10 protein-coding genes are annotated in these 19,871 nt (G+C 39.0%); 9 read left to right on the forward strand and 1 reads right to left on the reverse strand.

Translation table 11 applies throughout. The features are described from left to right. The 7 genes from H6G26_RS15915 (at nucleotide 1) to fetB (ending at nucleotide 13,106) form a co-directional block, all read left to right on the forward strand. Nucleotides 1–4,608 carry a non-ribosomal peptide synthetase gene (locus H6G26_RS15915; RefSeq protein ID WP_199326928.1) on the forward strand — a complete coding sequence of 1,536 codons (4,608 nt, stop codon included), beginning with the start codon at nucleotides 1–3 and terminating at the stop codon, nucleotides 4,606–4,608. A 1-nt stretch (nucleotide 4,609) separates the two neighbouring features. Next, a complete protein-coding gene (locus tag H6G26_RS15920) occupies nucleotides 4,610–8,983 on the forward strand; it encodes a non-ribosomal peptide synthetase (protein WP_190730183.1) in 4,374 nt (1,457 codons plus the stop codon). Between the two features lie 31 nt (nucleotides 8,984–9,014). Next, nucleotides 9,015–10,418, forward strand: coding sequence for an aspartate aminotransferase family protein (locus tag H6G26_RS15925; RefSeq protein WP_190730184.1), 1,404 nt, complete (start codon nucleotides 9,015–9,017; stop codon nucleotides 10,416–10,418). A gap of 55 nt (nucleotides 10,419–10,473) precedes the next feature. After that, nucleotides 10,474–11,229, forward strand: coding sequence for a class I SAM-dependent methyltransferase (locus tag H6G26_RS15930; RefSeq protein WP_190730185.1), 756 nt, complete (start codon nucleotides 10,474–10,476; stop codon nucleotides 11,227–11,229). 36 nt (nucleotides 11,230–11,265) lie between these two features. Next, nucleotides 11,266–11,490 (forward strand): MbtH family protein, encoded by a 225-nt coding sequence (locus H6G26_RS15935; RefSeq protein WP_190730186.1) that lies wholly within the window; start codon nucleotides 11,266–11,268, stop codon nucleotides 11,488–11,490. 117 nt (nucleotides 11,491–11,607) lie between these two features. Beyond that, a complete protein-coding gene (locus H6G26_RS15940) occupies nucleotides 11,608–12,309 on the forward strand; it encodes an ATP-binding cassette domain-containing protein (RefSeq protein WP_190730187.1) in 702 nt (233 codons plus the stop codon). Continuing rightward, a complete protein-coding gene (gene fetB, locus H6G26_RS15945; protein WP_190730188.1) occupies nucleotides 12,309–13,106 on the forward strand; it encodes an iron export ABC transporter permease subunit FetB in 798 nt (265 codons plus the stop codon). Before H6G26_RS15940 ends, fetB begins: the two co-directional genes overlap by 1 nt. Before the next feature lie 498 nt (nucleotides 13,107–13,604). Here the strand turns inward: fetB and H6G26_RS15950 are convergent, their stop codons facing one another. Further along, nucleotides 13,605–14,546, reverse strand: coding sequence for an N-acetylmuramoyl-L-alanine amidase (locus tag H6G26_RS15950; RefSeq protein WP_190730189.1), 942 nt, complete (start codon nucleotides 14,544–14,546; stop codon nucleotides 13,605–13,607). A 670-nt stretch (nucleotides 14,547–15,216) separates the two neighbouring features. Here H6G26_RS15950 and bchH point away from each other — a divergent pair. Together bchH and H6G26_RS15960 are read left to right on the forward strand one after the other, a co-directional pair. Continuing rightward, nucleotides 15,217–18,858, forward strand: a complete 3,642-nt coding sequence (gene bchH, locus H6G26_RS15955; RefSeq protein ID WP_190730190.1) for a magnesium chelatase subunit H — start codon at nucleotides 15,217–15,219, stop codon at nucleotides 18,856–18,858. 60 nt (nucleotides 18,859–18,918) lie between these two features. Continuing rightward, the gene (locus H6G26_RS15960; protein WP_190730191.1) at nucleotides 18,919–19,791 is read left to right on the forward strand and encodes a hypothetical protein; all 873 of its coding nucleotides are present in this window, start codon (nucleotides 18,919–18,921) and stop codon (nucleotides 19,789–19,791) included. Nucleotides 19,792–19,871 lie beyond the last annotated feature (80 nt).

A 19,871-nucleotide genomic window follows, 5' to 3' on the forward strand; every position in this document is an offset into this window, starting at 1 on the left:
ATGCAAACCCAAATTCTTGAAGGTGTCCGAATTTCTCCACTCCAGAAACATCTGTGGTTGTTACAACACACAGACAAGCAAACGCCGTTTCGCGCCCAAGTAGCAGTTTTGATTCAAGGGAAGCTAGACATAGCTAACCTTAAAGAAGCGTTAAAAAATGTTGTTAATAAGCATGAAATACTTAGGACTAAATTTCAGTGCTTATCTGGGATGGAAATTCCAGTTCAAGTAATTAATGATAGTAGCATCTGCTGGGAAGACGACTATGATTTAAGTGGCTGGCAACTTCAGCAACAAGAAGCTAAGATTAACGTAATCTTTCAAGAGATGCTTAGTTTGCCATTTGATTACCACAAAGGTAAAATTTTGCGTATCTCCCTAATAAGTTTATCACCGCAAAAATATATATTAATTTTGAGTTTACCTGCATTATGTGCGGATTCTGCAACTCTCAAAAACTTAGTGCATGAAATCAGCAGTTCTTACGAAGCTTGTTTAGAAGATAAAGAATTATCTGATGAAATCCTCCAGTATGCTGATATTGCTGAATGGCAAAATGAATTACTGGAATCAGAAGATACAGCAATAGGTAGAGAGTATTGGCGTAAACAGGATATTGATATTGCTCACCTTTTGGATTTACATTTGCCTTTAGAAAATCAACTGCAAGTTAATCAAGAGTTTCAGCCTCAAGTTGTGAGCTTGCAAATAAATTCTAACTTTACTAACGAAATTAAAACTTTAGCCCAGAAAAATAATACTTCTGTTTCTGTATTATTATTGGCTTGTTGGCAAGCATTGCTGATGCGTTTAACTGGGCAATCGGAAATAGTGATTGGTACGGCTAACGATGGTCGTAATTACGAAGAATTAGAATCAGCGCTAGGATTATTTGCTAAATATTTACCTTTATGTAGTCATTTAAGCTCAACTAGCTTTTTTAGTGAAGTTTTACAGAAAACTCAAGATAGCCTTCAAGAAAATCGTGAATGGCAAGATAGTTTTAATTGGGAAAATATTAAACTTAATAAGGATATAACTACATCATATTTTCCATTTTGTTTTGATTTTGAATCACAAAAATATAAATATACTGCTGCTAACATTAACTTTTCAATTTACAAGAAATATGCCTGTATAGACAGGTTCAAAGTAAAATGTTCCTGTTTAGAACACAAGGATTATTTGACTGTAGAATTTCACTATGACGCTAACTTATTTAGTGCTGAAAATATAAGTCGTTTAACGGAAGAATTTGAGACTTTATTGCACAGTATCTTAAAAAATCCGTTATCGGCAATTAGTGAATTAGAGATATTACCGCCAAACGAGTTACAACAACTACTGGTCGATTTTAATCATACCCAGGCTGATTATCCTATAAATAAGTGCATTCACCATTTGTTTGAGGAACAGGTCGAAAAAGCACCAGATGCAGTTGCAGTAGTATTTGAAGATAAACAACTCACCTATCGAGAACTAAATCAACGAGCCAACCAACTAGCCCATTACCTACAACAATTAGGAGTTAAGCCAGAAGTACCAGTGGGGATTTGTGTTGAACGCTCCCTAGAAATGGTCATTGGCTTATTCGGTATCCTCAAAGCAGGTGGAGCATATCTACCAATTGAGCCAACCTATCCCAAAGAACGCCTTGCATTCATTTTAAAAGATGCTCAAACACCTGTACTGTTGACTCAACAACATTTAGCAGCAAACTTACCAACAGATGCAACTCAAATAATTTGCTTAGATACTGATTGGCAAATCATTAACCAACAGCCAACACATAACCCAGTCAGTAATATTACAACTCTCAATCTGGCTTATATTATTTACACTTCTGGTTCGACTGGCAAACCCAAAGGTACATTAATTCACCATCAAGGATTAGTTAATTACCTCAGTTGGTGTACCCAAGCATATAATGTTGACCAAGGTACAGGAACAATCGTTCATTCTCCTTTAGGATTTGACCTGACAATTACCAGCCTTTTCTCTCCATTACTGGTAGGGAATCGGGTAGAAATTCTCTCAGAAGGCCAAGGTATTGAAACTCTGGCTAATGCTTTACGCACACGTTCTAACTTAAGCTTGGTGAAAATTACACCGGCTCACCTAAAGTTATTGTCTCAAATGATATCACTGCAAGAAGCCGCGGGTCGCACCAGAGGCTTTATTATTGGTGGCGAGAATTTGTTGGCTGAAGATATTGCTTTTTGGCGGGAGTTTGCACCAGAGACAATGTTGGTGAATGAATACGGGCCGACAGAAACAGTTGTCGGGTGTTGCATATACAAAGTACCAGCAGGAGAAAATCTTTCAACTTCAGTCGCAATTGGTGAGCCTATTGCTAACACCCAGTTATATGTTCTTGACCAACACTGTCAGCCTGTACCGATTGGGGTCGTGGGTGAGTTACACATTGGTGGCTTGGGATTAGCTAGAGGTTATCTCAATCAGCCAGAATTGACAGCACAAAAGTTTATTCCCAACCAATTTTCTCAAACACCAGGAGAACGGCTGTATAAGACAGGTGATTTGGCGCGTTACCGACCAGATGGGGTGCTGGAATATCTCGGACGCATTGATAACCAAGTAAAGATTCGCGGTTTCCGCATTGAGTTGGCAGAAATTCAGTCTGTAATTTTAGAGCATTCAGGGGTAAAAGAAGCTGTAGTCATAGCACGGGAGGATGTTCCAGGTAACAAACGTTTAGCGGCATACATTGTTTGGAATGCAGAATCGCCCAGTTCTATCGACGTTCTACAAAGCTTTTTGCAAGAAAAGCTGCCTGATTATATGGTTCCTTCGGTTCTTGTACCATTAAAGGCTCTGCCTTTGACAACTAATGGCAAGGTAGATACAAAAGCATTGCCAGCACCAGAACAAGTTAGAGCCGAGTCAGGTACTTTTGTAGCTCCGAGTACACCGACTGAAAAATTATTAGTAGACATTTGGACTCAAGTTTTGCGTGTGGAAAAAGTAGGTATCCACGACAATTTTTTTGAGTTGGGCGGCGATTCTATTTTGAGTATCCAAATTATTGCTAAAGCTAATCAAGCTGGTTTGCAATTGATGCCTAAACAGATGTTTGATAACCAAACAATTGCAAAATTAGCAACAGTGGCGGGTACGGTTCCCACTATCCAAGCAGAACAAGGATTAGTCACAGGCGAAGTATTGCTCACCCCGATTCAACACTGGTTTTTTGAGCAAAATCAACCTGAGCCATACCACTACAATCAGGCAATTCTGCTGGAGATGCGGCAAAATCTCGACACGGAAATTTTACAGCAGGTGATTCAGCAGTTGATATTGCATCATGATTCACTTCGTTTGTATTTTGTCAAGGAAGTCTCTGGATGGCAGCAAGCGATGTCTAGCGACAAGCCGCTTGGCGTCTACGCTACTCCTACAGATATTGTGCCATTGACACACTACGATTTTTCTACATTGTCGCAGCAAGAGCAAGAATTAGCGATCGCCTCTACAGCCACAAAATTACAAGCTAGTTTCAACCTCTCAGAGAGTCCGTTAGTACAAGCGGCTATTTTTGACCGTGGTGCAAATCAGCCCAGCTACTTACTACTAATCATTCACCATTTAGCTGTTGATGGTGTTTCTTGGCGCATTCTCCTAGAAGATTTCCAAACTGTTTACACCCAACTACAAGCGGGTAAGGCAATTAAATTACCAGCTAAAACAACTTCCTTCCAGCAGTGGGCGCAAAAGTTAAAAAACTACGCTCAGTCAGATGAACTTCAAAAGGAACTAGAGTACTGGTGTGCAGAATCCCGTCATCACGTTTCCCGCATCCCAGTAGATTTTCCCGAAGGCGAGAACACAGTCGCTTCGGCTCGTACTATATCTGTTTCCTTGAGTGTGGCAGATACCCAAGCTTTATTACAAAAAGTACCAGCCGCTTACCAAACCCAAATTAACGATGTATTACTCACAGCACTGGTACAAACTTTTGCTGAGTGGGTGGGAGAGCCAACACTACTTTTAGATTTAGAAGGACATGGGCGGGAAGAAATCTTTGATGATGTTGATTTGTCACGGACTGTCGGCTGGTTTACGACCATTTTCCCAGTATTATTAAACTTGCCAGCAACTTCTGACCTAGCCACGACGGTAAAAATTGTCAAAGAGCAGTTACGCAAGATTCCCAATCGCGGTATCGGCTATGGTCTACTGCGTTATCTTAGCGGTGACGAATCAATAACAGAAAAACTGCAAACCCTACCTCAAGCTGAGATACTGTTCAACTATTTGGGACAATCCGATCAAGTCCTTTCAGAATCATCAACCTTTAGCCTAGCTGACGCAGATATTGGTTCTGCAAGCAGTCTAAAGGGAAGCCGTCGCCATTTACTAGATATCAACGCGATTGTGGTTGCAAACCAATTACAAATCAGTTGGACTTACAGCAATGCAATTCATCACCAAAGCACGGTTGAGAATCTAGCTGAGAATTTTATCAAGGCGTTGAGATCACTAATTCACCAAGTTTCTGAAAATAACTCGCTCCCAGCAGATTTATCAGACTTCCAGTGGAGTGAAACTGACCTCGAAAACATCATTGCAGCAATTGGAGACGTTTAAAATGGGTATGCAAAATGTAGAGGATTTTTATCCTCTTTCACCAATGCAGCAGGGATTACTTTTTCATACCCTATCTGCACCAGATACAGGAGTGTATTTTAATCAGTTAGTATGTACTCTTTCTGGACAACTGAATATTTCTGTATTTGAACGAGTTTGGCAGCAGGTAATTCAGCGTCATTCAATTTTGCGGACTTGTTTTCGCTGGGAAGGTTTAAAAGAACCTGTACAAGTGGTGCTGCGTCAAGTGCAACTGCCTTTAAAACATTACAATTGGCAGGGTCTTTCATCTACTCAGCAGCAACAAAAGTTAGAAGCTTTTTTAGCAAGCGATCGCACTTTAGGTATTGATCTCACCCAAGCGCCGTTGATGCGTTTGGCGTTAATTCAAACCAGCGAAAATACTTACCATTTTGTCTGGAACACCCATCATCTAATTACCGATGGTTGGTCTACATCGATGTTGCTGGAAGAAGTTTTTAAATTTTATACTGCCTTCTGCCAAAATGAAGAATTACGGTTAGAGCCTCCCCGTCCTTACCGCGATTACATAAAATGGCTACAGAAGCAGGATTTGTCAAAGGCTGAGACTTTTTGGCGACAGACATTGAATGGTTTTTCCGCTCTTACTAACCTCCGTATTGAAAAAACACTGAGTAGTAGTCATAGCCAAACAAAAAACCATGCAGCCCAACAAATAAAATTATCAGCTAGCCAAACCGCAGCGATGCGATCGCTTGTTCGTCAGCAGCAAGTTACCCTCAATACTTTAGTACAAGGCGCGTGGGCTTGGCTTTTGAGCTATTACAGTGGCGAAACAGACGTAGTTTTTGGTGTCACCGTCTCTGGTCGTCCGGTAACGCTGGCGGGTGCAGAATCTATGGTGGGATTATTCATTAACACCTTACCTTTGAGGGTACAAATATCATCAGATACTTCAGCTTTGGCTTTGCTCAAACAGATTCAAACCCAACAGTCCGAAATTTCTCAATATGAATATAGCCCCTTAGTACAGGTGCAAGGGTGGAGTGAAGTACCACGGGGAATGTCTTTATTTGACAGCATCTTGGTATTTGAAAATTACCCCGTGGATACTTCAAAACGGCAAATTAACAATTTAGAAATCTCAAACGTTGCTGCGGATGAACGGACAAACTATCCTTTAACCGTTACAGCCGTACCTAGCCAAGAGTTGTCATTAGAAATTGCTTATGATCGCGATCGCTTTGATGATGATGCTATAACTCGGATGTTAGGGCATTTGGGCAATTTGTTAGCAGGTATGGTTGCAAATCCTGAGCAGCGCCTGTCAGACTTGCCTCTATTGACAGAAGCAGAAAAGCATACTTTATTAGTTGAGTGGAATAATACTGAAATTGATTACCCACAAGACCAGTGCATTCATCAATTATTTGAAGCACAGGTAGAAAAAACACCTGATACTGTAGCGGTAGTATACGAAAATTACTATTTTACTTATCAAGAACTAAATCAAAGAGCAAATCAACTCGCCCACTATCTGCAAAAACTGGGAGTAAAACCGGAGGTTAGGGTGGGGATTTGTGTAGAGCGTTCCTTAGATATGATAGTTGCACTCTTGGGAATTCTCAAAGCAGGTGGGGCATATCTGCCACTAGATCCAAATTACCCGCCTCAACGTTTAGCTTTCATGCTCCAAGACGCTCAAGTAAAAATACTACTTACCCAAGCACACCTGTTAGATACATTACCTCCTCATCAAGCTGAAGCAATTTGTGTTGATAGAGACTGGAAAATTATTAATAATGAAAGCCAAGAAAATATCAATAATCAAGTCTCACCTATTAATAACGCTTACATTCTTTATACATCTGGCTCAACGGGTCAACCAAAAGCAGTTATTATTGAACATCACAACGCTATTGGCTTAATATATTGGGCAAAAGAAGTATTTAGCGACCAAGATATAGCTGGTGTTTTAGCATCAACTTCCATCTGTTTTGATTTATCAGTATTTGAAATATTTGTGCCTCTAAGTTGGGGTGGCAAGGTAATTGTTGCAGAAAATTTGTTGCATTTACAGACTTCAGTTGCTGCTCAAAAAGTCACTTTAATCAATACCGTTCCATCTGCGATCGCTGAATTACTAAAAATTGATAGTATACCCGCTTCTGTACGTACCATTAACTTAGCAGGTGAACCTTTGCCTCAACCATTGGTGCAGCAGTTGTATCAAGAAACTTCTGTGCAAAATGTCTTTAATCTTTATGGTCCTTCTGAAGACACAACCTATTCTACATTTTCTTGTGTTAAGCCAGAAGATGATCTAGTCACCATTGGTCGCCCAATTGCTAACACCCAAATTTATATATTGGATAGTCATTTACAACCGTTACCAATTGGTATACCTGGTGAAGTATACATTTGTAGTACTGGTCTTGCACGAGGCTATCTTAAGCGCCAAAAACTAACAGCAGAAAAGTTCATTAGCAACCCCTTTAGTAATAAGCACGGTGCGCGTCTATATAAAACTGGCGACTTAGCGCGTTACCTACTTGATGGTAATATAGAGTTTCTTGGACGCGTTGATCATCAAGTAAAAATTCGTGGCTTCCGGATTGAACTAGGAGAAATCGAAGCTAAATTAGCTCAACATTCCGTTGTCCAACATAGTGTGGTTGTAGTTAGGGAAGATAAACCTGGTGATAAGCGTTTAATAGCATATATTGTTCCTAATACTGGCAATTTTGATTCAGTAAATAATACTGAACTAGTACCACATTTACGCAAATACTTAAAAGAGAATTTACCAAAGTACATGGTTCCTTCTGCTTTTGTATTACTGGAAAAATTACCACTTACACCAAATGGTAAAATACACCGCAAAGCACTTCCTCTACCTGGCCAGATTTATTCCAATATTGAAACAACTTATATAGCACCACGTACAGCCATCGAAGAACAACTAGCGAAAATTTGGGCTGAATTGCTAAAGGTTAAACAAGTTGGAATTGAAGACAACTTTTTTGAATTGGGAGGGCATTCATTACTACTAACACAACTTATTTTTCAGATTCGACAAACTTGGAAAATAGAACTACCTTTAAGCAGTTTGTTTGAAATGCCGACAATCGCTAGTTTAGCACAGAGTATTCAAACAGCTCAAAAAATGGCTTCTTCTACTCTTGCTATTACTCCGAATAATCAAATCGATTGGCAAACAGAGGCTGTTCTTGATCCTACGATCCGTCTGGAAATACCAATTAAATATCCAACTCAGCCTACTAATATTTTATTAACTGGAGCTACAGGTTTTGTAGGAGCATTTTTACTTTATGAACTACTACAACAAACTCATGCAGATATCTATTGTTTAGTACGTGCTGCTAATGCAGAAGAAGGCAAAAAAAGAATTCAAAGCTGCCTCGAATCATATTTGCTTTGGAATGAAACTTTTAGTTATAGAATTATTCCCGTTGTCGGAAATTTGTCTAAACCACTTTTAGGACTTTCGAGACAGGGATTTCAAGAATTGGCTGAATTAATTGATGTTATCTATCACAATGGTGCATGGGTTCATCATACTTCTCCATATTCCACACTCAAGGGGGCGAATGTATTAGGAACTCAAGAAGTTTTGAGGCTAGCAAGTCAAGTTAAAATCAAACCTGTACATTTTATATCAACTAATGGGGTATTCTCTCCCGAAGGTTATTCTGGCGTAAAAATAGTTCAAGAACAAGATAACCTCAATGATTATCAAGTGCCATCTGGCGGCTATACGCAAAGTAAATGGGTTGCCGAAAAGCTAGTTAACATTGCACGCGATCGCGGCCTTCCTGTAACTATACATAGAATAGGACGTGTTTCTGGACACAGCAAAACCGGAGTATTCAATCAAAATGACTTTTTATACAGATTAATCATCGGCTGTATAAAACTTGAAAAAGTGCCAGATGGCAATATGATTGAAGATATGGCTCCTGTAGATTATGTGAGCAAAGCCGTAGTCCATTTATCCAGACAAGAAAAATCTATAGGGAAGGCATTTCACTTTGTAAATTCCCAACCTTTTCATTCAATTAAGCTGATAAAATTACTCCGCTCCTTTGGCTATCCACTGCAACAAATTTCTAATGACCAATGGCAAGCAGATTTGATTAACATTGCTGAACACTATCCAGAACATCCACTATATCCACTTGTACCCTTGCTTAGTGAACAGAATCATAACTCAGCAGCACTAAAGTTTGATTGTCAGAATACACTCGATGGGCTAGCAAATACCTCTATTATTTGCCCGCCAATCGATGATAGTTTGCTTAATACTTACTTGTCTTATCTTATGCAAAAAGGATTTTTGGAGGCTCCCAAACATAAATTGGCCAACATCTAATGTTTTATAAAATTCGCCACACATTAATACTATGCAATTAACAAATTCAATAACTACAGCCAAGGTGAATCCTCAACAGCAGTATCTAGAAAACTTTATTGCCCGTTACACCAATCGCACACAAACATCGAAACAGCTAACTCAAGCATATCGTTCTGTGCTTGCAGATAGAAGAAATTCTATCGGATTTAACAAAACCATCAAAGAAATGGTATATCCCATTATTGGCAAACGTGCTTCTGGCTCTAAAATTTGGGATGTTGATGGAAATGAATATATAGACCTGTTAATGGGCTTTGGAGTAAGTTTTTTTGGTCATAATCCACCTTTTATTAAAGAAGCCATACAAGAGAGACTAGAACAAGGTATACATATAGGCCCACAATCAGATTTAGCCGGCGAAGTTGCAGAGTTATTCTGTGAACTAACTGGTATGGAACGGGTAACTTTTAGTAATACAGGTACAGAAGCCGTAATGACGGCAATACGTCTAGCACGCGCTACAACAGGCCGTCAAAAAATTGCCATGTTTGCAGGTTCTTATCATGGACATTTTGATGGTACTTTAGTTAAAAGACAGAAATTAGACGACAATTTAGTTGTAGTTCCACGTTTTCCTGGTGTTTTACCTAACGTAGCTCAAGATGTTTTGGTTTTAGATTATGGTGATTTTAAATCGTTAGAAGTAATCAAAGCTTATCAACATGAATTAGCTGCTGTTTTAGTTGAACCTATTCAAGATGAAAGACCAGATATACAGCCTCAAGAGTTTTTGTTGCAGTTAAGAGAAATTACCCAAAAATCAGGCACAGCATTAATCTTTGATGAAATGCTTACAGGCTTTCGCCTTCATTTAGGTGGAGCGCAAGCATGGTTTGGTGTTAAAGCAGATATAGCAACTTATGGAAAAATTATAGGTGGTGGTTTGCCCATTGGAGTTATAGCTGGCAAAGCAGACTACATGGATAGAATTGATGGTGGAATATGGAGCTATGAGGATACTTCTTTCCCGCAAGTAGAAACAACATTTTTTAGCGGAACTTACTGCAAACATCCCTTGGCGATGGCTGCTGCCAAAGCAGTACTTAACTATTTAAAAAATCAAGGGACTGCTCTTCAAGAGCAAGTAAATCAACGTACTTCCCAGTTTGTAGAAAAACTGAATAATTACTTTCAAGCAGATGGAGTACCAATTCGGTTAGCAAATTGCGGTTCAATGTTTAATAATATTCCTTTAGGAGATGCTTCTAATTCTGGAGATTCTACTTCATTAAGTATGAACTTGATATCCTATCATCTTCTCTATCAAGGAGTGTTCTTAATAGGAAATGGTGGTTTATTATCTACAGCCCATACTGATGAAGACCTAGAATATGTAATTAAAGCAGTTAAAAATAGCATCAATGATCTGCGAGAAGGTGGTTTATTACCATAGTTATAACGTTAGTAGTTTTAATTAAAAAAGAAGTAAATAATCGGAGTACAGGTAAATGGTTACAATGAATTCTAATCCTCAATATGACTCTTGGGCTAAGATTTATAATGAATATTGGGGTCTAAAGTACTGCCAACATAATTTGCCTCCTTTTGAAAAATTACTACAACAATATAAGATTCTTGAAGGAGCAAATATTCTTGATTTATGTTGTGGTACAGGACATATAGCACAGGAATTAATCGAGCAAGGCTATCAAGTAACGGGCCTTGATATTTCAGAACCAATGTTGCAATATGCTCGTGAAAATGCACCTAATGCTAGATTTATTCATGATGATGCTAGATTTTTTAACTTACCGCCTACTTTCCACGCAGTTATTTCTCCTAGCGCTAGCCTTAACCACATAATAAGCATCGAAGACCTGCAAAAAGTTTTTATGCAGGTGCATGATAGTTTAGTAGTTAACGGGATTTTTCTGTTTGGATTAAAACTAGAAGATGGTTACAAATCTTGGAATGGTAAAATCGCTGAGGGTGATGTGAAACATGATTTCGCTTGGTCTTGTCGCTATAGCCATAATCTTAAGGAAAAAACAGGAGAATTTACCATTACTATTTTTCAACCGTTAGGAGGCAATTGGCAACGTTTAGATATTAATAATGTAGTTAGAGCTTATTCTCAAGCAGAAGTTATACCTGCTCTTAAAAATGTAGGTTTTACTGATATTAATGTCTACGATGAAGAGGGGAATATAGCAAATGATCAATGTAATAGCTATGCTATTTTTTCAGGGCGGAAGCAATCTTAATAGAGCATAAGGAAATACTTGGAGTAAAATAAAACAATGAATAGTGTAGATACAGAAGACCAAACAATTTATAAAGTTGTAGTTAATCATGAAGAGCAGTATTCTATTTGGCCTGCTGATCGAGAAAATGCCCTTGGTTGGACAGATGCAGGTAAAACTGGGATCAAATCAGAATGTCTAGAATACATTAAAGAAGTATGGACTGATATGAGGCCCCTAAGTTTGCGAAAGAAGATGGAAGAGTTATCTAGTAAAAAATAATACTTGTATAACTTTAATATTACTATTTGTAGAGAGGTTGAACTTCTCTACAAAATTTTTATTTTTGAAATCCCCGGTCGAGGTAGGAAAATAAAGTTACCACCATAAATAAGCTGAATGTCCAACCAACTAAGTAAAAGCTCTATCACCAATCCAGAATCATTTACTAACGCTCCAATTTTAACAGTACAAGGCTTAGGTAAAAAAATCCAAAATAAATGGTTGTGGCGGAATTTAAACCTTGAACTACTATCTGGAGAACGCGTTGCTGTAGTTGGCGCTTCCGGTTGCGGTAAAAGTCAGCTACTAAGAGCGATCGCTAATCTTGATCCAATACAAGAAGGCTACATCTTTTTTCAAGGAAAATCTATTGATTCTTGTTACACACCACAATATCGCTCTCAAGTTGTCTATCTCCATCAGCGCCCTGCACTTTGGGAAGGAACTGTAGAAGATAACCTCAAACAAGTTTATCGTTTGGCAACCCATCGTCAACAAGTTTATAATCGCCAACTAATTCTTAATTATTTGCAGCTTTTACATAAACCTGCTGATTTTTTACAACGTTCGGTGAGCGCAATTTCTGGCGGTGAGGCTCAAATTCTGGCTTTTCTGCGGGCTTTGCAACTTTCGCCTTTGGTATTACTACTTGATGAACCTACCGCCTCATTAGATATGGCAACAGCCAATAGTTTAGAAGCTTTGGTTGCAGCTTGGCAAAAAGAAGACCCCCAACGAGCATATCTTTGGACAAGTCACGATCCAGCACAATTGCAGCGTATTACTCATCGTCAAATTAACTTAAAATCCAACGAATAATGACAGCCAGTTATATTTCTATTAGTTACACTCAACTTGCATTAGCAGCTTTATTTATCCTCATTAATATAGGTCTTTCATTCGCTTTAAATTTAGGACTAGGAAAAAGCCTTTTAATTGCTTCACTACGCATGGTAGTGCAATTGTTGTTGGTAGGATATTTATTACAGTGGGTATTTACTCTTCGTAATCCAATACTAATTTTAGCTTTAGCTTTAGCTATGACGATTATGGCGGGTATATCAAGTGTTAATCGAACTCGCCGACGGTTTACCAGTATTTATTGGAATAATTTTGTTTCGCTTTTTTGTGGTTCATTTTTAGTTACAGGCTTTACTGTTAGCGGGATTATTCAAGTACATCCTTGGTATGATCCTCAGTATCTCATTCCTCTGTTAGGAATGATTTTAGGTAATGCCCTGACTGGTACTTCTCTAGCATTAGAACGCTTTATGGAGGACTTGACTAATCGTCGAGAACAAGTAGAAGCATTATTAACTTTAGGTGCAACTCGTTGGGAAGCTGCACATCAACCAATTAAAGAAGCATTAAGAATCGGGATGATTCCCACAATTAACTCAATGATGGTGATGGGGTTAGTTAGTCTACCAGGAATGATGACTGGTCAAATTTTAGCTGGAGCTAGTCCTGTAGATGCTATCCGCTATCAAATTGTAATTATTTTTGCACAAGCATCGGGAACTGCGATCGCCACTATAGGAGTTGTATTACTGGCGTTTTTATCGCTATTTAATCAAAAACATCAGCTGACAGATGCTTTGTACAAGCAAAGCTAAACACAATTTTTGTAACAAATCTGCAAAAATGAAGTAAGATAAGAAAATGAATTTGCAAGTCAGAAGAATTGTGTCTACTTATACAACAAAATAGTAACAATTGTTATAGGCTTAAAAAGCCCTTTACTTTTATAGGTTTGGCGAAACTTCACCGCCAAAAAATCACCAGAGCGATAGGAAATTACCTGTGGCCAAGTGCGATTGATAGTTATCAAACGTGAACCTGGTTAAGTTGAACATATTTCTGTCAGCAGCATAGGTGACTTCCTACGCCCTGTTATTTATTTTAATTATTCTAGATCAACGGTTTCATGCGATCGCTTGTGGGTTAATAAGCTTGGGTTAAAACTCGATCCTCCCTAAACATCCTTACAAATAAGGGTAATAGCATAATAGCTAATACTATTGAGAACCTTCACAAATTAGCCAAGAGTCATAAGTTCGTAGTTGGTGCTTTCGCCCTAAACAACCAACTACAAACAATACCTACTCCTTAATCTAACCAATTAATTTCTGCCAGCTAGCAGGGCCGAAAATCCCATCGGCATCTAAACCATTTTGCTTTTGAAAGTTCTTAATAGCAACCTCTGTTTGCGGCCCGTAGACACCATCATTCTCAACACCTAATCGGTATTGCAAGTATCTGACAACTGCACCACCAGCATGGTTTGCTCGAATAATTCGTTTTGCCAAAATTACATTTATGGCATTCCATGTAGTTGAGTCAGCAATTCCAGTCGGTTGAACCCCGACAATTGTCTGGAATTTTTCTACGGCAGATTTTGTATTGGCCCCGGTGAAGCCATCTTCTACTAACGCCCTACCATTTCTATCAGTTATTTTGAGTCGATTTAAGGCTTTTTGCAGTCTGAGAATAGTGTCATCTACATTATCTTCTTCATCTGGTACGGGATTAACAGGAACACTTGGCAATTTACCAGTTAAGCCTTTAACAATCGCATTAGCCATTGTTTCTGGATTAAAAAGATTGATATCTTTTTGTGAATCAATAAAGCAACATTCTACGAGAATCGCAGGCATATCTGTATTTTTCAGGACATACAAGTGGGAACCACTCTTCACACCGCGATTAAAAAATCCCAATTTGACGATTTCATCTAATACAGGTTTAGCGATTTTTCTGCCATTCTCACTAGTTGCAAATACTTCTGTGCCATTAGCTTGTCGGTTAAAAGCATTAAAATGAATTGAGACAAAAACATTTACTCTAGCCGCATTAGCTGTAGCACATCTTTTGGAAAGTGATTCAGTTACTGTACGAGCACTACTTGGTTTACATACTACGACTTCATGTCCTAAAGCTCTTAACTTGGATATAACTCTATTACCTACATCTAGAGTTAAATTATCCTCAACTTTAATGCCTCTAGCTCCTGTGTCTGGTGGGCAATTGTGCCCGCTATCAATTCCAAATTTCATGATTTAACCCTCAAGTTAGTTATTTTCAGACAAATTCAAAACTTTTCTACTTATAGAGGCAAAGTTTTGTTAATAAATTTGTTTAAGTACTTGTTGGAAATATCCACATTGTTTTCAGTATTAATACACTGGTAAATAAAATAAGTTTTTTACGAACTTTGTAAGCAGAGTTTATGGAAAAAACCCATTTTTTGCAAAGCTTTTTGAAAGAAAAAACACAACCCTTACAGTTTATCAAAATCAGGAAGATCCGGTAATTGCTACAATCAACTGAAATGCAGCAATTACCCATATCATTAAAATAATAACGCTTTGCAAAAGTAGAAAGCTATGACAAATGTACCTAGTGCAAGAAGGCAAAGGGGCACAGAAGCAGAGGGGTAGAAAGAAGAAAACTGATGACACAGGCTTTTCAGCCTTATTACAGTAGTTTTCCTTTGCATGAAATACAAAGTCACAGGTTTTGAGGCAGAAGGCAGAAGTCAGGAGGTAGAAACTCTTGATATCTGATACATGAGTCCTGAATTTTGTATCTCACTTAAAAGTATGTTTATTCTCGTCATTGTGTACTAGTACGGCTGAATGACCGGAATCTGTCGGTAGATATTTAACAATCAGCCTGAAAGCGAGTTTAAAATTTAAGTAAAGAAATATTTCGTAGCTTACAGGCATGAAACGCATCGTCTTGGTTGCTGGGTTTGAATCGTTTAACGCTGACTTGTATAGAAAAGCAGCTTTTTTGGCTAACTCTCGCTGTCCTGAGTTGGATATTCGGGTATTTAGCGATCGCAATCTTACCAGTCAACGCACCGAGGTAGAAGCAGCACTTGATGGCGCTGATGTGTTTTTCGGTAGCCTCCTATTTGATTATGACCAGGTTGTGTGGTTGCGCGATCGCATTGCCCAAATTCCCATCCGCTTAGTCTTTGAGTCAGCCTTGGAATTGATGAGTTTAACCAAGCTGGGTGACTTTGCTATCGGCGACAAACCTAAAGGAATGCCCAAACCAGTTAAATTCATCCTCGACAAATTTAGCAACGGACGAGAAGAAGATAAACTTGCTGGTTACATTAGCTTCTTAAAAATTGGCCCCAAACTACTAAAATATGTCCCAGTGCAAAAAGTCCAAGACTTACGCAACTGGTTAATTATCTATGGTTACTGGAATGCTGGCGGCCCAGAAAACGTCGCTTCATTATTCTGGACACTGGCAGAAAAATACTTAGGTTTAAAAGTCGGTGACATTCCCCCGCTAATCGAAACCCCCAATATAGGATTACTCCATCCCGACTATCAAGGGTTTTTTGAATCGCCAAAAGCATACCTGGAATGGTATGAGAAAAAGGGAATCAAGAAAATTTCCCACTCCCCAGTTATCGGAATTTTACTTTACCGAAAACACGTCATCACCAAACAACCCTACATTCCCCAACTGATTCGCAGTTTTGAAGAAGCTGGGTTAACTCCTTTGCCCATTTTCATCAATGGCGTAGAAGGACACGTAGCGGTACGAGATTTAATGACAACCGACTATGAAATTCAGCAACGACAACTAGGTAATATAGAAACTCCCTCACTATCAAGTGAAGCAGTAAAAGTAGATGCGATCGTCTCTACAATTGGCTTTCCTCTCGTGGGTGGCCCGGCTGGTTCAATGGAAGCTGGCCGTCAGATAGAAGTAGCAAAACGCATCCTCACTGCCAAAAATATACCTTATATTGTTGCCGCACCATTATTAATTCAAGATATTTCCTCGTGGACGCGCCAAGGTGTCGGCGGATTGCAAAGTGTGGTGTTGTACGCATTACCAGAATTGGATGGGGCTATTGATACCGTTCCCCTCGGTGGTTTGGTGGGCGAAAATATTTATCTGGTTCCTGAACGGGTGCAGCGATTAATTGGTAGGGTAAAAACTTGGGTGGCTTTGCGGCAAAAAGCTGCATCGGAACGAAAGATTGCCATCATTTTATATGGATTTCCCCCAGGTTATGGTGCTGTAGGTACTGCTGCATTATTAAATGTGCCGCGTAGTTTGCTGAAGTTTCTCCACGCACTTAAAGAACAAGGTTATACCGTGGGAGATTTACCAGAAGATGGGGAAGAATTGATTCGCTGGGTGAAAGAAGCGGATGAAATTGATGATACAAAAAATATCCCCGCGTCAGTTAGCGCCCGTACCTTAGAAAAATGGTTGGGATATCTGCAAACCTCCCGCATCGAAAAACAATGGAAATCTCTCACGGGAACTGGAATTAAAACCTATGGCGATGAATTTCAGATTGGCGGTGTGCAATTAGGAAATGTGTGGATAGGTGTACAACCACCTTTGGGTATACAAGGCGACCCGATGCGCTTAATGTTTGAACGAGATTTAACGCCCCATCCCCAATATGCAGCTTATTATAAATGGCTGCAAAATGAGTTTCAAGCTGATGCTATCGTTCACTTTGGGATGCATGGAACGGTGGAATGGTTGCCTGGTTCTCCGTTGGGTAATACGGGTTATTCTTGGTCGGATATCCTGTTAGGAAATTTGCCTAATTTATATATATATGCGGCGAATAATCCTTCTGAATCGATGTTGGCAAAACGTCGCGGTTATGGTGTATTAATTTCCCATAATGTACCGCCTTATGGTCGCGCAGGTTTATATAAAGAATTGGTAGCATTGCGGGATTTGATTTCGGAGTATCGTGAAGATCCGCAAAAGAATTATGTTTTGAAGGAAGGCATTTGTAAAAAAATTGTGGACTCTGGTTTAGATGCAGATTGTCCGTTTGAGGATGCTAAACGGTTGGGAATTGCGTTTACTCCCGAAAATGTGCGGATGTTTAGCAGTCATGCTTTTGATGATTATTTGGTGGAGTTGTACAAATACTTACAAGTTTTAGAAAATCGGTTGTTTTCTTCTGGGTTGCATACGTTGGGAGAAGCACCGAATGAAGAGGAATTGGCTTCTTATTTGGAAGCTTATTTTGGTGAGAATCAAGAAGAAAGAGAAGAAGAAAAACTAATCAAAGATTTGTTGATGCAATCTACGGATGAGTTAACGAATTTGTTAAGGGGGTTGAATGGGGAATATATTCCGCCTGCGCCTGGTGGTGATTTATTGCGGGATGGGGCTGGTGTGTTACCAACTGGGAGAAATATTCATGCTTTAGATCCTTATCGGATGCCTTCACCTGCTGCTTATGAACGGGGACGAGAAATTGCTCAAAAAATTATCGCCCAGCATTTGGATGAATATGGGAAATATCCAGAAACGGTGGCGGTGATGTTGTGGGGATTGGATGCGATTAAAACTAAGGGTGAATCTTTGGGGATTCTGTTGGAATTGGTGGGGGCTGAACCTGTTAAGGAAGGAACTGGCAGAATTGTTCGTTATGAATTAAAGCCGTTGATGGAAGTTGCACATCCCCGAATTGATGTGTTGGGTAATTTGTCTGGAATTTTCCGGGATAGTTTTGTAAATATCATCGAATTGTTGGATGATTTATTTCAACGGGCGGCTGATGCTGATGAACCGGATGATCAAAATTTTATTAAAAGACACGCTTTAGCTTTGAAAGCCCAAGGTGTGGAAAATGCATCAGCGAGATTGTTTTCTAATCCGGCGGGTGATTTTGGTTCTTTGGTGAATGATAGAGTGGTTGATGGTAACTGGGAATCTGGTGAGGAGTTAGGTAATACTTGGCAAAGTCGCAATGTGTTTAGCTACGGGAGAGAAGATAAAGGTCAAGCTAGACCGGAAATTTTGAATACATTGTTAAAAACTAGCGATCGCATTGTTCAAGAAATCGATTCGGTAGAATATGGTTTAACTGATATTCAAGAATATTACGCCAATACTGGCGGTTTGAAAAAGGCAGCAGAAAAACAAAGCGGTAAGAAAGTTACAACCAGCTTTGTGGAAAGTTTCTCGAAGGATACTACACCCCGCAATTTAGATGATTTGCTGCGAATGGAGTATCGCACCAAGTTGGTAAATCCTAAATGGGCGCAAGCGATGGCGAATCAAGGTTCTGGTGGTGCGTTTGAAATTTCCCAACGGATGACGGCGTTGATTGGTTGGGGTGGTACTGCCGATTTTACCGATGATTGGGTTTATGACCAAGCGGCTGATACTTATGCATTAGATGCAGAGATGGCGGATAAATTACGTAAGGCAAATCCTGAAGCTTTTCGCAATATTTTAGGGAGAATGTTGGAGGCGCATGGGCGCGGTTTCTGGGAAGCTGATGCTGATAAGTTAGATAAGTTGCGGCAATTGTATGAGTTGACAGATGAGGAGTTGGAGGGTGTGACGGTTTAGTGAGTTGTGTACGTTAGGCATTGTTAATGCACTTTACTTAATTGTTGAACTAAAAAATATATGACTTTATTCTTTTGTGATGAGGCTGCTAAAGACAACGAATACAATATTATTAGAGATGAACCAAGATTTTCACAAGATAAAGCATTTATTGAAGAAATGTGGTCAGAGTATAAACAATATGCAGATACGCATTTTTTATTGGAAAGTAGAAAAAATTTTAAGCAACGTATATGGGAAATGTACTTGACGTGTTCATTGATTGCAAAAGGATTTTCAATTAGTTCAGATGATCAAGGGCCAGATATACGTATCTCAAAAGAAGAGGTAGATATTTGGATTGAAGCAGTAGCACCAAAAGCAGGTGAAGGAAATGACGCTGTTACAGAGCTGCAAGATCGAACTACTAGACGAGTTCCTGATGATCAGATTAAATTACGTTATCGTTCAGCTATTGAAGAAAAATACAACAAAAAATATCAAAAATATATATTAAATCAAATAGTTAAGCCAAATGATTGCTACATTATCGCAATCAATGGCAGTGCGATACCATCTGCTAGACGGGAAACTGATATTCCCAGAATTATTCGTAGTGTCCTTCCTTTTGGCAATGAAACTCTAATAATAGATGTTGAGAAACATGAAATTTTAGACCGATCTTATGAGTATCAAGATCAAGTAAGTAAAGTATCTGGTTTTTCAGTTACAACAAATATTTTCCTGAATAATCAGTATGATGGGATAAGTGCAGTGCTATATTCATGTGTAGGTGTAGATTCTCTCAATAGTCCACAGGAGTTGGGAGATGATTTTGTGTTACTACACAATCCCCTTGCAAAAAACAAATTAGAGCGAGGATTGATTAAACTTGGTAGAGAATATTGGGTTGAAAATTCAATTTTGTACTGCACTAATTGGGTAAATCAATAAGTTGCTAAAAAACATATTAACGAAACGCGTAAAGTGAATGAAACCAGGTTTGATATTCAAGGTGTACTTCAATATTTGAT

This window comes from Nostoc sp. FACHB-888, from assembly GCF_014696655.1.
In the GTDB taxonomy this organism is placed as follows: Bacteria; Cyanobacteriota; Cyanobacteriia; order Cyanobacteriales; family Nostocaceae; genus Nostoc.

What these genes read in the sequence shown, in the direction of transcription:
- H6G26_RS15915 (WP_199326928.1), top strand. Translation starts at nt 1, where the DNA reads ATGCAAACCCAAATTCTTGAAGGTGTCCGAATTTCTCCACTCCAGAAA.
- H6G26_RS15930 (WP_190730185.1), top strand. Translation starts at nt 10,474, where the DNA reads ATGGTTACAATGAATTCTAATCCTCAATATGACTCTTGGGCTAAGATT.
- bchH (WP_190730190.1), top strand. Translation starts at nt 15,217, where the DNA reads ATGAAACGCATCGTCTTGGTTGCTGGGTTTGAATCGTTTAACGCTGAC.
- fetB (WP_190730188.1), top strand. Translation starts at nt 12,309, where the DNA reads ATGACAGCCAGTTATATTTCTATTAGTTACACTCAACTTGCATTAGCA.
- H6G26_RS15940 (WP_190730187.1), top strand. Translation starts at nt 11,608, where the DNA reads ATGTCCAACCAACTAAGTAAAAGCTCTATCACCAATCCAGAATCATTT.
- H6G26_RS15920 (WP_190730183.1), top strand. Translation starts at nt 4,610, where the DNA reads ATGGGTATGCAAAATGTAGAGGATTTTTATCCTCTTTCACCAATGCAG.
- H6G26_RS15925 (WP_190730184.1), top strand. Translation starts at nt 9,015, where the DNA reads ATGCAATTAACAAATTCAATAACTACAGCCAAGGTGAATCCTCAACAG.
- H6G26_RS15950 (WP_190730189.1), bottom strand. Translation starts at nt 14,546, where the DNA reads ATGAAATTTGGAATTGATAGCGGGCACAATTGCCCACCAGACACAGGA.
- H6G26_RS15960 (WP_190730191.1), top strand. Translation starts at nt 18,919, where the DNA reads ATGACTTTATTCTTTTGTGATGAGGCTGCTAAAGACAACGAATACAAT.
- H6G26_RS15935 (WP_190730186.1), top strand. Translation starts at nt 11,266, where the DNA reads ATGAATAGTGTAGATACAGAAGACCAAACAATTTATAAAGTTGTAGTT.